The following is a 13,669-nucleotide window of genomic DNA, read 5'->3' as shown; positions in this document are numbered from 1 at the left end:
GCTTGATTTTAATTTTTATAAATTTATTCACTTCAATTCCAGAATATATCAGTTTGGCTGTTGAAAAGAATTCAACAATTGCATACCTTACTATCTGTTTGGCTATGTTTTTAGAAAATATAATACCCCCAATCCCTTCTGAAATAATAATGCCATTGGGCGGATTTTTTGTTTATCAACAAAAATTAAATTTCTATATTTTAGTTTTTTGGGGGTTGCTGGGAACGATTCTAGGATCACTTCCTTGGTATTACTTAGGTAGATTAGTTAATGAAAAAAGACTTTCAAATTTTCTAGATAAAAAAGGGAAATATCTAGGAATTTCTTCTAATGATCTAAATAAAAGCAAAAGGTGGTTTGAGAAATACGGGGTTTCTTTAGTTTTTTGGGGGCGATTAGTACCAGGTATAAGAACTTTAATTTCAGTTCCTGCTGGCATAGAACTTATGCCATTAAGAAAATTTTTGATTTGGACTACATTTGGTAGCTTGATATGGATCGCGCTGCTCACTTATTCAGGCTATTTATTTGGTGAAAATTATCCAATTATTGAAACTTATTTAGATCAAATTAAATATGTTGTGAAGCCAATTTTAATTTTAATTTTCTTTTATTTTTTTATAAAACTACTGATTAGGTTTTTAACAAAAAATAGAGCTTAGAAAGGGATTTCACCAGAGTTATTATTGTAAGAAGAACTATTATTAGAATCTCTTTTAGAACCTAATAAATGAAGTTTATCTACCCTTACTACTGGCCTAAATCTAGTTTCATTGGTATTTCTATCTGACCATGATTCAATATTTAGTCTCCCTACTATTCCTACTAAAGAACCCTTTTTGACATAGTCGACAGCTACTTGAGCTTGGTTTCCCCATATCTCAAGATTAAACCAATCAGGCATTTCGTCTTTTCTTCTGTTGACTGCTATGGCAAATTTAGTAACCATTGCTCCGGAATCAAAGTTTTTTATTTCAGGATCTGCTCCTGCTCTTCCAACTAAACTAACTGAATTGATTGTCATAATATTTTTTTTTTAATATTACTCATATTCTCAGATTCTGCTCAAAGTTTTGCGTGCTATTCATAACTAAATAAGAGAAATGTCATGGCTCAACAAAAAATAGTTATATCATTTACTAAGAAAGGGTTCTTATTGTGATTTTTAACAGATTTAAATTTTCTAGAGACATTGGCATAGATTTGGGAACGGCCAATACTCTTATACACGTATCAGGGAAGGGGGTTGTTTTACAGGAGCCTTCAGTAGTCGCAATGGATTTAGACGAAGGGATTCCGTTGGCTGTCGGTAAAGAAGCAAAGTTAATGCTTGGAAGAACTCCTGGCAATATAAGAGCCGTCAGACCACTAAGAGATGGGGTTATCGCAGATTTTGATGCGGCAGAACAAATGATAAAAACTTTTATTCAGAAATGTAACGAAGGTAAGGGTATAGTAGCCCCAAGAATAGTTATTGGTATTCCAAGTGGAGTTACCAGTGTTGAGCGAAGAGCAGTTAGAGAAGCTGGATTAGCCGGATCTAGAGAAGTTCACTTAATTGATGAACCTGTTGCAGCAGCAATAGGAGCATCATTACCAGTAACTGAGCCAATTGGAACTATGATTGTTGATATTGGTGGCGGTACTACTGAGGTTGCAGTATTAAGTTTGGGAGGTACTGTATTAAGTGAGTCTGTTCGAATAGCAGGCGATGAAATAAATGAATCAATTGCCTCGTATCTTAAGAAAGTTCATAATTTAGTTGTTGGAGAGAGAACTGCAGAAGAAATTAAGATTAAAATTGGATCTGCATTTCCAGATGATGATTTTGATAAAACTACATTAGAAGTGAGAGGGTTACATCTTTTATCTGGGTTACCTAGATCAATAACTTTAACGTCAGGAGAAATTAGAGAAGCCATGGCTGATACACTTATCAAAATAGTTGAAGCTGTAAAAAGAACTTTAGAGAGAACCCCTCCTGAACTTGCTGCAGATATTGTTGAAAGAGGCATTATGCTTGCAGGAGGGGGTGCTTTAGTAAGAGGTATTAATGATTTATTGAGCAATGAAACGGGTATTTTTACTCACATAGCAGAAAACCCACTGCTGTGTGTAGTTAATGGCTGTGGTGAGGTTTTGGATGATTTTAAAAAACTTAAAAGAGTTGTGGATAATCCAGAGTTTATAAGTAACGCGATAAGAAATTAAAACTATGTTAGGTATCCGACGAATTTCTACTAGTCGTTGGTGGCATAAAAAGAAAAGTTGGATATTTTTTGGAATTTTTTTATTTTTAGTTTTTGTAAGGATATCAAAAGGATCTATCTATAAGGATTTTTATTATTTTATTTCCAAGCCTTTTTGGCCTGGTCAATTTCAAAAAGAAGTTATTCTTGAGAGTATAAAACAAGAATCTTTAATAAACTTCAATCTTCTTACAAAAGATAATATAAGATTGAGGAAAATTTTATCTCTTCAAGACTCATCTAATAATGACAGGATTTCAGCTGCAGTTATTTCTAGGAAAACAGGTAGCTGGTGGAGACAAATAATCTTAAACAAAGGTTCAAAAGATGGAGTGGAAATTGGTAATACTGTTGTTGGTCCTGGTGGATTATTAGGAAGAGTACAAAATACTTCTTTATTTACTTCTTCGGTAACTTTATTAACTTCACCAGAAAGTAAAGTGGGAGTATGGGTGGATAGAATCCAAATTAATGGATTAATGGTCGGTTTAGGGGATGATTATCCTCGCTTAATACTTTATTCAAAGGATGCTGATATTAAAGTCGGAGATTTTGTATCATCTTCTCCTGCGAGTACTTTATTACCTCCCAATATACCTATTGGCATTGTCCACTCCATAGATGAGCCATTTAAAGCAAGAAAAACAGCCAAAATATCACTTTTAGCAAAACCTTACGCAATTGATTGGGTTCAAATTTTAGAAGTAAAAATTTAATGTATAAATTTTTTACAAAAAAAATTACTATGATTTTTTTTATTTTTGTCCCAATTATTTTTTTATGGCACCCTAATTGGCTTGGATTTTTAGGAGTACAGCCATATTGGCCTTTATTTTGGTTATTGCCTTGGTCAATGATTAATGGATCAATTAATGGACTAATATTTGGTTTGTTTTTAGGACTGATTTTAGATTCTTTAACTCTGGATAATAATTTTACTCAAATTCCAGGTTTGATTTTATGTGGATTTTTGTTTGGGCGAATTAAATTACATAGTGATATTGTGTTAAATCATTTTAGGTTTGGTTTAATTTGTTCTTTTGGAAGTTTTTTATGTGGGACTCTTTATTTTTTTCAGATTTTATTTAAAAATTTTTCAGATGGTACTTTTTTATTATTTATACCCAGTTTTCAAAATATCTTAGCTGAAGTTTTTCTTACAGGATTTTTTGCTCCTTTTATTTGCTCTCAACTTTTTAGAATGTTCAAATCTTCAGGGAGAAAATTTCAATAATAAATTTTGCAAAGAAATGAAAAGTCTGCAAAAAAAATACATAATTTTAAATTATTTAAAATTTCTGTAAATCTAAGGAATATCTCTTTGAGGGTTCTTAATGTTATATTTTTAATTGTTAGAATAAAAATTCAATGCAATAATTCTTTGCTTTGAAATGTCTGAAAATCTTTTTTATCTATGTCAAAAGCAAGAATTTTAGTTGTTGATGATGAGCCAGCAGTTTTGAAGGTATTAGTTACAAGACTTCAACTTGCAGGATATCAAGTTTATTCAGCCACTAACGGCGAAGAAGCTCTTGAATCTTTTCACAGAGACTCCCCAGATTTAATAGTTCTTGATGTTATGCTTCCAAAAATGGATGGATTTGCAGTTTGCAGAAGAATTAGAGCTGAATCAGTTGTCCCAATAATATTTTTAACGGCTCTAGAGGCAATTTCAGAGAGAGTCGCAGGTTTAGATTTAGGTGCTGATGATTACTTATCTAAACCCTTTAGCCCAAAAGAGTTAGAAGCTAGGATAGCGACTATTTTGAGAAGAATGGGACCCACTGTCTCGGTTAACGAAACTAAAGAGGTTCCATCTGGTAAAGGAGTTATGAAATTTGGAAGTTTAGTTGTTGATACTAATCGTAGACAAGTCTCTAGAGCCGGGGAAAGAATTAGCCTTACTTATACTGAATTTAGCCTTTTAGAGTTATTATTCGATGAGCCTGGAAAGGTTGTCCCAAGAGCTGAAATCTTAGAACAGTTATGGGGTTATCCTCCTCGGAGAGCTGCAGATTTAAGAGTTGTAGATGTTTATGTAGCAAGACTAAGAGGTAAATTGGAACCAGATCCACGAAATCCAGAATTAATATTAACTGTTCGAGGAATTGGTTATGCATCTCAGAGAGTTGGCGAAACAGCAACATCTTTGGCAAGTTGAGCATTTGTCTGATACTTTTATTAAATAAAACAAACATTTAAGATAAATTTTGTCCGAAATAAGAGAAGTACGCCTTCAAAAAGCTAATTTACTACTCAGTAAAGGATTCGCTTCTTACGCAGAAAGTTTTAGGGTTACCCATACTATAAATTTTCTTGCTAAAAAATTTGATTATTTAGAAAATGGTCAAGAGGAAGACTTCAGTGTCTCTATTGCGGGTAGAGTGATGGCAAAAAGGGTAATGGGTAAAATTGCTTTTTTTACAATAAGCGATCAAGAAGGTCAGATTCAGCTTTTTTTAGATAAACGAATTATTAATTGCAATTTAGAAAAACAAAAATTACTCTCTTTTGATGATATTAAAGAACTAGTAGATATTGGAGATTGGATAGGGGTCTACGGCACTATTAAAAAAACTAATAAAGGTGAGCTTTCAATTAAAGTTGAAAAGTGGGAAATGTTATCAAAATCATTACAGCCTTTGCCGGATAAATGGCATGGATTGACTGATATTGAAAAAAGATATAGACAACGTTATCTAGATTTGATAGTGAATCCTCACTCAAAGAATGTATTTAAAATAAGAGCAAAATGCATAAGTTTTATAAGAAAATGGCTAGATGATAGAAATTTTTTAGAGATAGAAACTCCAATTCTGCAATCTCAAGCTGGTGGTGCTGAAGCAAGACCATTTATTACACATCACAATACATTAGATATTCCGTTGTATTTAAGAATAGCTACAGAATTACATTTAAAAAGAATGGTTGTTGGAGGATTTGAGAAAGTTTATGAATTGGGAAGAATCTTTCGAAATGAGGGGATAAGTACAAAGCATAATCCAGAATTTACTTCAGTTGAAATCTATGAGGCTTTTTCTAACTATGTCGATATGATGAATTTAACAGAAGAACTCATTAAAGATATCGTAGCCGATGCATGTGGCTCTTTAGTAATAAATTATCAAAGTAAAGAGATTGATTTCTCTAAACCTTGGTTAAGAATATCTATGAAAGATATAGTCAAAAAATATACAGGGATTGATTTTGATTCTTTCAGTGGGGACTTTCAAGCAGCAAAAAAGGCAGTTAAAAGTATAAATGTTGAATTTTCTACTAAGATCAATACTATGGGAAGACTTTTAAATGAGGTCTTCGAGCAAAAAGTAGAGCCAGTACTTATAGAACCTACTTTTGTTATCGATTATCCTATTGAAATTTCTCCATTAGCTAGGCCTCATGTTGATAATAAAGAAATAGTTCAAAGATTCGAATTATTCATTGTTGGCCGAGAGTTGGCAAATGCTTTTAGCGAGTTGATAGATCCAGTTGATCAAAGAGAAAGAATGGAATTACAACAAAATCTTAGAGATGAAGGAGATTTTGAGGCTCATTGTATAGATGAAGACTTTTTGAATGCTTTAGAGATTGGGATGCCTCCTACTGGAGGCTTAGGTATAGGCATTGATAGACTTATAATGTTAATTACTAATAGTCCATCCATTAGAGATGTAATTCCTTTCCCATTGTTAAGACCAGAAATAACTTCGAAAAAAAATGAAAAATCACCCTTGAATGAAGTAAAATAAAAAAATTAATCCAATACGAAATTTTTAAATGAGTGGTGAACGTGTTGGTTTCCGTTTCAAACATGCGGATGCAGTAGTTAAAAGAAATCCTCAAGGCCGATCAAGAAGAGGATGGGTTATTGAACCAGTAGAGCAAACTACAAGCAGGGGTACCAAAATGCCTGCTTACAAAATTCGCTGGAGAGATAGTGAGAGACCTGAAACTGTTTTACAGCATATGTTGATTGCTGATCCAGATCCTTCCCCTCCTCCAAGCTCAGTAAGTTTAGATGCATAGTTTCAATAAGTTTGAATTATATTTTTATCTTTTTAGTGCAGAGTTGATTTCTTTTTTTAAACTTTTTTGTTTTTCAGATTGTCTTTTGTCATGTAATTTTTTCCCTTTACCGACACCAATAGTTAGTTTTATCCATGAGCCTTTTAAGTAAAGAGATAATGGAACAATAGTCATTCCCTTTTTTTCACTATTGGATTTAAGTTTTATTATTTCTTTTTTATGTAGTAGCAACTTTCTATTTCTTAATGGATCATGATTAAAAAAAGACCCTACATTTTTGTGTGGTGAAATGTGAACATTCAATAATAAAATTTCACCATCTCTGAACGAACAGTATCCATCTCTTAAATTTGCTTTTCCGTTTCTAATAGATTTTACTTCAGTCCCTAAAAGTTCAATTCCAGCTTCGATTGTCTCAGATATGGCATATTGAAATTTTGCATATCTATTTTCAGCTAAACGTTTAAAATTATTTTCTTTTTTAGTATTTTTTTGAACTTTGTTTGAATTTTTTGCCATTTTAGTTGTAAGAAATCTTTCTACTCGGAACAATTGCAATTAACCTTTCATTATGGCAATAATTTCCTCCAATATAGGCGATAATGACTTTTCTCTTCGTAAAAAAGAGCTTAGGTTAGTTGATTCTAAAATCATTCCAGAAGAAAAAATAAAACATAATCTGAACTTAGCTCGTCCTGTTTCTTTGAAAGAATTTATTGGCCAAGAACAACTTAAGTCTTCTTTAAGAATAGCTATAGATGCTTCAATTTATAGGAAAGAACCTTTAGAGCATACTCTTTTATATGGACAGCCCGGTTTAGGTAAGACCACCCTTGCTTTTTTGATAGCTCATGAAATGAATACAAAATGTAGGATAGCTACTGCACCTGCAATCGAAAGACCAAGAGATATTGTGGGGTTACTGCTTGGATTAAAAGAAGGTGAAGTTTTATTTATCGATGAGATACATCGCTTAAATAGGTTAACTGAAGAATTGTTATATTCTGCAATGGAGGATTTTAGACTAGATTTAACTATGGGAGCTAATAGAGGTGCACGTTGCAGAACAATTAATCTTCCTAGGTTTACACTGATCGGTGCAACAACTAAATTAGCCTCAATTAGTGCCCCTCTCAGAGATAGATTTGGTATTTCTCAGAAAATTGAATTTTATACATATGATGAATTAAAACATATAATTGTTAATTTCTCCCGATTTATAAACCTTAATTTAGATGATGAAGCATCTTATAATTTAGCGAAGATATCTCGAGGGACGCCAAGAATTGCTTTGAGATTATTAAGAAGAGTTAGGGATTATGCTCAAGTTGTTAAAAAAACTAATGTAGTCTCCATAAATTTAATAAAAAAAGCTTTAAATTCATACCAAATAGACGAAAAAGGATTGGATTCTTTAGACAGACAATACTTATCTTTTCTCAACCAAAACAATAATATTCCAATTGGCCTAGATTCAATAGCAGCCGGATTGGGTGATGATTCTTCAATGTTAGAATATGTTATTGAACCATATCTGATTCAAATTGGTTTCCTCATGAGAACTCCTCGAGGAAGAGTGCTTACTGCTTTAGGAAAAAAGTACATTGATTCAAAAAATGATAACTTTTAAAAAAGTTAAGGTTTGTTTTTTATTAATTTTTGTTTTTTTCAATATTTTTTATATTGCACCATCCTATTCATTATCTTTGAGAGAGGATTTATTTAAGAATGCATTAGATTTAAGCTCAGGCGGAAATTTTAATCTCGCTTTACAAGAATGGAATCGCTATATTGATTCTTATCCTGATGATGCTGCAGGTTTGAGCAATAGAGGCAATGTAAGACTTGTCATAGGTGATATAGAGGGATCAATAGATGACCAGAATAAGGCAATAACATTAAATCCTAATGAAATTGATCCTTACATTAACAGAGGTATAGCAGAGGAAGCATTGGGTCTATGGTCGCAAGCAAAAAAGGATTATATGTTTGTTATTTCGCAAGATAGTAAAAATTTCTCCGCATTATACAATTTAGCTAATGTTGAAGGCTCTACATCAGAATGGGAAAAAGCAAGAGATTTATTTTCAAAAGCTGCTTTATCTAATCCTGGATTTGCTATGGCAAGGTCAAGTATGGCGTTAGCAGATTTCCAGTTGGGAAATATTGATAAATCTGAAAAAGAATTAAAAAATTTAATTAGACGTTATCCAACTTTTGCAGATGCTAGGGCAGCTTTAACAGCTTTGAATTGGTCCAAGGGTGAATTTGGTAAGGCAGAGAGTAATTGGATAGCAGTAACTGAATTAGATCCTAGGTATAGTGATGAGGAATGGTTAAAAAAAATAAGAAGATGGCCTCCAAAACCAATTAAAGATTTAATGAAATTTATCGATTTAAAATAAGTAATGAATAGAGACCAGTTTTTTAAAAAAATTGATTCGTTTAATGATGAATTAATTAATTTAAGAAGATATATCCATGCACATCCTGAATTAAGTGGTCTTGAAAATCAAACAGCTATTTTGATAAGTGGTTATTTAAAAAATATTGGTTGGGAAGTTAGAGAATCTATAGGCAGGACTGGAGTTATAGCTGATTTTGGGCCCTTAGATAAAGGTATTATAGGATTAAGAGTCGATATGGATGCTTTACCAATATTTGAGGAGACTAAATTAAGTTTTTCTTCAAAAGTTGATGGTGTTATGCATGCATGTGGTCACGATTTGCATATATCGATTGGATTGGGTGTAGCAAAAATTGTTAAGGATTTAAAACTTAATTTTGGGACTCGAATAATTTTTCAGCCTGCTGAAGAAATTGCGAGTGGCGCTAGATGGATGATTAAGGATGGAGCAACAAATGGTTTAACTCATATTATTGGAGTTCATGTCTACCCCGATTTATCTGTAGGGACTATTGGAATTAAAGAGGGAAGTTTAACTGCGGCCGCTGGAGAACTTAAGGTTGAGATTAAAGGAAAATCAGGCCATGGTGCTCGACCTCATGAAGGGGTTGATGCTATTTGGGTTGCCTCTAAAGTGGTCTCGGGAATTCAGGAATCAATAACACGTAAATTGGATCCTCTAGATCCTGTCGTAATAACTTTTGGCAAAATAAATGGTGGCAATGCATTCAATGTTCTTGCAGAAAAGGTTAATTTAATCGGTACTGTTAGATGCACTAATCTTAAATTATTTAAGAATATTGGTAATTGGCTCAATGAAACTATTTCTGATTTAGCTAATAGTTGTGGAGCTGATGCAAAAGTAATATTTAGAGAAATTACTCCACCAGTTAATAATAATTCTGAAATCAATAGAGTCCTCAGACATTCTGGAATTAAGGTTTTGGGTCAAGAAAATGTTATCGAGCTCCAAAAACCATCATTAGGTGCTGAAGATTTCGCTGAGTTCTTGAATGAGATCCCTGGAGCTATGTTTAGGCTTGGTGTTTCTAGTCCAAATGGATGTGCTCCACTACATAGTTCCAAATTTGATCCAGATGAAAGAGCTATTGCTGTTGGAATTAAAGTGATAACAGAATCCATAGTAAAATTAAATAATGAAACAATTAATGCAGTTGATAAATGAAAATTAATAAAAGATTTCTTTTATCTTTTGTAGCTCCTTTGATGATTTTCATATCAGCTATTGGCTTAATATTGAGGGATAATACTAGGAGGATATTTTATTTGCCTATTGGCTTAATGGGGATTTCAATTATTTTGGAGAAAGATCTAAGTAGAAGATTGGATAGGAAAAATATTTTAAACAAGATAAAGTCCTATCAAAAAGTTAAATAGAATTCTTTTATTTATTTTTACGCAACATGTGATGACTATTTTTTAGAAAAGAGCTATTAATAATATTAATACTAGGGGTGCTAGGAAATTTAACTTAGCTGAGATCATACCCTTTGAACCTGAATCATTCATTTTGATGAAGGGAAGTGGAAATCTGATCAAACTTTAGTAATAAAACTTTAAAAACTTATAAATTATGAGAAGTTCCTGGATTAAGCCTCGCCTTGGAAAAAATAATGTAACTCAGATTAACTTTGCGAGGAACGGATATATTACGGAAGAAATGGATTTTGTTGCAAAAAAAGAGAATCTACCTGCTTCTTTAATAATGGAAGAAGTAGCAAGAGGAAGATTAATAATTCCAGCGAATATTAATCATTTGAATCTTGAGCCAATGTGTATAGGTATTGCCTCTAGATGCAAAGTTAATGCAAATATTGGTGCTTCCCCTAATGCAAGTGATATCAATGAAGAAGTTGAGAAACTCAAGCTGGCTGTTAAATATGGTGCTGATACTGTTATGGATCTTTCTACAGGAGGGGTAAATTTAGATGCAGTGCGGCAAGCAATTATTCACGAATCTTCTGTGCCTATAGGGACAGTTCCTGTTTATCAAGCTTTAGAAAGTGTACATGGCTCAATAGATAGACTAACTGAAGACGATTTTCTTCATATTATTGAAAAACATTGCCAGCAAGGCGTAGATTATCAAACTATTCATGCTGGATTATTAATAGAGCATTTGCCAAAAGTTAAAGGAAGAATTACTGGAATTGTAAGTAGAGGGGGTGGGATTTTAGCCCAATGGATGTTACATCATTTTAAGCAAAATCCTCTCTATACAAGGTTTGATGATATTTGTGAGATTTTTAAGAAATATGATTGTACGTTTTCTCTTGGAGATTCACTCAGGCCTGGATGTTTGCATGATGCTTCTGATGATGCTCAGTTAGCTGAATTGAAGACCTTGGGAGAACTTACTCGAAGAGCATGGGAACATAATGTTCAAGTAATGGTTGAGGGTCCTGGACATGTACCTATGGACCAAATTGAGTTTAATGTGAGAAAGCAAATGGAAGAATGTTCAGAAGCGCCATTTTATGTACTTGGTCCATTAGTAACAGATATATCTCCTGGTTATGACCATATATCAAGTGCTATTGGAGCGGCGATGGCGGGTTGGTATGGCACTTCTATGTTATGTTATGTAACCCCTAAAGAACATTTAGGTCTTCCAAATGCAGAAGATGTACGCGAAGGATTAATTGCTTATAAGATAGCAGCTCATGCTGCTGATATAGCTAGACATCGATCTGGAGCTAGGGATAGAGACGATGAACTTAGTCATGCAAGGTATAACTTTGATTGGAATAAACAATTCGAACTTTCATTAGATCCAGAAAGAGCGAAGCAATACCATGATGAGACACTACCTGAAGAAATCTTTAAAAAGGCCGAATTCTGTTCAATGTGTGGACCTAAGCATTGCCCAATGAATTCAAAAATTTCTGATGAATCTCTTGATCAACTAAAAAATAAACTTGAAGGCTGTAGTACTTCAGTGTAGTTATTAATTAATATTTATAGAATTTCTTTTGTCTTATTAACAACGTTTTCAACCGTAAATCCAAAATTCTTCATACACTCGCCGCCAGGAGCTGACGCGCCAAACCTATCCATAGTAATACAAATCCCATCAAAACCTGTATATTTGTGCCAACCAAATGAATGGGCAGCTTCTACTACAACTCTCTTAGTTACACTATTAGGTAAAACACTTTCTTTGTAAGATTCTTCTTGTTCTTCGAAGAGTTCTACGCAAGGCATAGAGACAACTCTAGTCTTTTTACCTAAGTTTGAAATCTCCTTACTTGCTTCAATACAAAGATTTAGTTCACTTCCAGTGCCAATAAAGATTAAATCTGGCGTCCCTTCGCAATCAGAAACTATATATCCTCCTAATGCAACTTTTTCGATTGAAGTATTATCTTGGTTAGGCATACCTTGTCTACTTAAACAAAGAGCAGAAGGCCTTTTTCGATTCTGAATAGCAAGCTTATAAGCCCCACTCGTCTCATTCCCATCTCCTGGTCTGAAAACTAGCATGTTAGGCATTGCACGAAGAGAAGGGATAGTTTCAATAGGTTGATGTGTCGGACCATCTTCTCCAACACCAATTGAATCATGTGTTAATACATAGATAACTCCTAATTCGCTAAGTGCTGAAAGCCTCATTGATCCTCTCATGTAATCTGCGAAAACAAGGAAGGTTCCACCATAAGGTATGAGGCCACTATTGTGGTATGCAATCCCATTAAGTACTGCTGCCATTGCATGCTCTCGAACTCCAAAATGTAAATATCTTTTTTTAGGGCTGTGAGACTGGAAAGATCCAGTTTCTCCTTTGATATCTGTGTAGTTAGAGTGAGTTAGGTCTGCTGAACCACCTATTAATTCAGGTAAGTTAGGACCAAGGGCACCTAAACATATTTGTGAATGCTTTCTGGTGGCTAAACCTTTATCATCAGGTGTATAAGAGGGTAGATCTGAGTCCCAATTCTCAGGTAATTGGCCTTTTAACATTCTGTTTAACTCGGCTCCTTCAGACGGATATTTTTTCTGATATTCTTCAAATCTAGAATCCCATTCTTTCTCTAAGTTTTGTCCTTTGTTTATTGATTTTCTAAAGTGCTTATATACTTCATCTGGTATTTCAAATGGAGGATATTCCCAATTTAAAAACTCTCTGGTTAATGAAGCTTCTTCTTCTCCAACAGCCGCTCCATGAATTCCAGCAGTATCTGATTTATTAGGCGAACCATAACCTATGGTTGTTGAGATTTTTATTATTGAGGGTTTGTCTGTAACTAATTTTGCCTTTTCAATAGCTTCAGTTATTCCTTTAACATCATGATTTCCATCTTCAACATGTTGGACATGCCATCCATAAGCTTCATATCTTTTCAAAACATCTTCAGTGAAAGAAACATCGGTTCGCCCATCAATAGTAATTTGATTATCGTCATAGAGTGCAATTAATTTCCCAAGCTTAAGATGACCAGCTAATGAGCAAGCTTCTGATGCAATACCCTCTTGATTGCAGCCGTCACCCATAATTACGTAAGTATAATGATCAACGATATCGCAATCAGGCTTATTGAATTTAGCTGCTAAGTGAGTTTCCGCTATTGCTAAACCAACTGCATTAGAAATTCCAGCTCCTAGAGGTCCAGCAGTAACTTCAACTCCCTCAGTTTCGAAAGTTTCTGGATGTCCAGGAGTTTTGGATCCCCATTGCCTAAATTCTTTAATATCTTCTATGGAAACCGATTTGTAACCTGTCAGATGCAGCAAAGAATATAACAACATACAGCCATGACCAGCTGATAATACAAAACGATCTCTATTGAACCATTTTGGATTATTAGGATTGTGATTAAGTATGTTTTGCCATAATGCATAACCCATAGGAGCACAACCCATTGGCAATCCAGGATGTCCACTATTAGATTTATTTACTGCATCTACAGCAAGCATTCTTATACTATTTACACAGAGTGATTCTAATGAAACAGATGCAGCGACCATT

The 13,669-nt window shown here is 33.8% G+C and carries 15 protein-coding genes; 12 read left to right on the top strand and 3 right to left on the bottom strand.

Going from position 1 to position 13,669, the window contains the following annotated elements:
* The first annotated feature begins 2 nt into the window (after positions 1-2).
* Entirely contained in the window at positions 3-662 is a 660-nt protein-coding gene (locus tag EU92_RS08465) for a DedA family protein (protein WP_032513599.1), read from the top strand.
* Here the strand turns inward: EU92_RS08465 and EU92_RS08470 are convergent.
* Complete coding sequence (locus tag EU92_RS08470) at positions 659-1,024, bottom strand: single-stranded DNA-binding protein (RefSeq protein ID WP_032513598.1); 366 nt, start codon at positions 1,022-1,024, stop codon at positions 659-661. The two genes, EU92_RS08465 and EU92_RS08470, sit on opposite strands and share 4 nt — an antisense overlap.
* A gap of 134 nt (positions 1,025-1,158) precedes the next feature.
* Here EU92_RS08470 and EU92_RS08475 point away from each other — a divergent pair, with 134 nt between their 5' ends.
* The 6 genes from EU92_RS08475 (at position 1,159) to EU92_RS08500 (ending at position 6,275) form a co-directional block, all read left to right on the top strand.
* Positions 1,159-2,211 carry a rod shape-determining protein gene (locus EU92_RS08475; protein WP_032523370.1) on the top strand — a complete coding sequence of 351 codons (1,053 nt, stop codon included), beginning with the start codon at positions 1,159-1,161 and terminating at the stop codon, positions 2,209-2,211.
* A gap of 4 nt (positions 2,212-2,215) precedes the next feature.
* A complete protein-coding gene (gene mreC, locus EU92_RS08480) occupies positions 2,216-2,965 on the top strand; it encodes a rod shape-determining protein MreC (protein WP_032513596.1) in 750 nt (249 codons plus the stop codon).
* Entirely contained in the window at positions 2,965-3,483 is a 519-nt protein-coding gene (locus EU92_RS08485; protein WP_032513614.1) for a hypothetical protein, read from the top strand. The genes mreC and EU92_RS08485 overlap by 1 nt, the downstream gene beginning before the upstream one ends.
* A gap of 180 nt (positions 3,484-3,663) precedes the next feature.
* Positions 3,664-4,410 carry a response regulator transcription factor RpaB gene (rpaB, locus tag EU92_RS08490; protein WP_032513595.1) on the top strand — a complete coding sequence of 249 codons (747 nt, stop codon included), beginning with the start codon at positions 3,664-3,666 and terminating at the stop codon, positions 4,408-4,410.
* 49 nt (positions 4,411-4,459) lie between these two features.
* Complete coding sequence (gene lysS / locus EU92_RS08495) at positions 4,460-5,998, top strand: lysine--tRNA ligase (protein WP_032513594.1); 1,539 nt, start codon at positions 4,460-4,462, stop codon at positions 5,996-5,998.
* Between the two features lie 28 nt (positions 5,999-6,026).
* Positions 6,027-6,275: a hypothetical protein gene (locus EU92_RS08500; protein ID WP_032513593.1), complete on the top strand. Its 249-nt coding sequence runs from the start codon at positions 6,027-6,029 to the stop codon at positions 6,273-6,275.
* A 24-nt stretch (positions 6,276-6,299) separates the two neighbouring features.
* On the opposite strand, the gene smpB is transcribed toward EU92_RS08500, so the two are convergent.
* Positions 6,300-6,794, bottom strand: a complete 495-nt coding sequence (gene smpB / locus EU92_RS08505; protein ID WP_032513592.1) for an SsrA-binding protein SmpB — start codon at positions 6,792-6,794, stop codon at positions 6,300-6,302.
* Between the two features lie 52 nt (positions 6,795-6,846).
* On the opposite strand from smpB, the gene ruvB reads away from it, so the two are divergent.
* The 5 genes from ruvB (at position 6,847) to thiC (ending at position 11,647) form a co-directional block, all read left to right on the top strand.
* Positions 6,847-7,905 (top strand): Holliday junction branch migration DNA helicase RuvB, encoded by a 1,059-nt coding sequence (gene ruvB, locus EU92_RS08510; RefSeq protein WP_032513591.1) that lies wholly within the window; start codon positions 6,847-6,849, stop codon positions 7,903-7,905.
* On the top strand, positions 7,892-8,680 hold the full coding sequence (locus EU92_RS08515) for a tetratricopeptide repeat protein (protein ID WP_032513611.1): 789 nt from the start codon (positions 7,892-7,894) through the stop codon (positions 8,678-8,680). Before ruvB ends, EU92_RS08515 begins: the two co-directional genes overlap by 14 nt.
* Before the next feature lie 3 nt (positions 8,681-8,683).
* A complete protein-coding gene (locus EU92_RS08520; protein WP_032513590.1) occupies positions 8,684-9,868 on the top strand; it encodes an amidohydrolase in 1,185 nt (394 codons plus the stop codon).
* Positions 9,865-10,080, top strand: a complete 216-nt coding sequence (locus tag EU92_RS08525) for a DUF3188 domain-containing protein (protein WP_032513589.1) — start codon at positions 9,865-9,867, stop codon at positions 10,078-10,080. The genes EU92_RS08520 and EU92_RS08525 overlap by 4 nt, the downstream gene beginning before the upstream one ends.
* Before the next feature lie 196 nt (positions 10,081-10,276).
* Entirely contained in the window at positions 10,277-11,647 is a 1,371-nt protein-coding gene (gene thiC, locus EU92_RS08530) for a phosphomethylpyrimidine synthase ThiC (RefSeq protein WP_032513588.1), read from the top strand.
* Between the two features lie 14 nt (positions 11,648-11,661).
* Here thiC and tkt read toward each other — a convergent pair whose 3' ends face one another.
* On the bottom strand, positions 11,662-13,668 hold the full coding sequence (gene tkt, locus EU92_RS08535; protein ID WP_032513587.1) for a transketolase: 2,007 nt from the start codon (positions 13,666-13,668) through the stop codon (positions 11,662-11,664).
* Position 13,669 lies beyond the last annotated feature (1 nt).

Source organism: Prochlorococcus marinus str. MIT 9107, assembly GCF_000759855.1.
In the GTDB taxonomy this organism is placed as follows: Bacteria; Cyanobacteriota; Cyanobacteriia; order PCC-6307; family Cyanobiaceae; genus Prochlorococcus_A; species Prochlorococcus_A marinus_N.
This window is presented reverse-complemented; position numbering and strand designations above follow the sequence as displayed.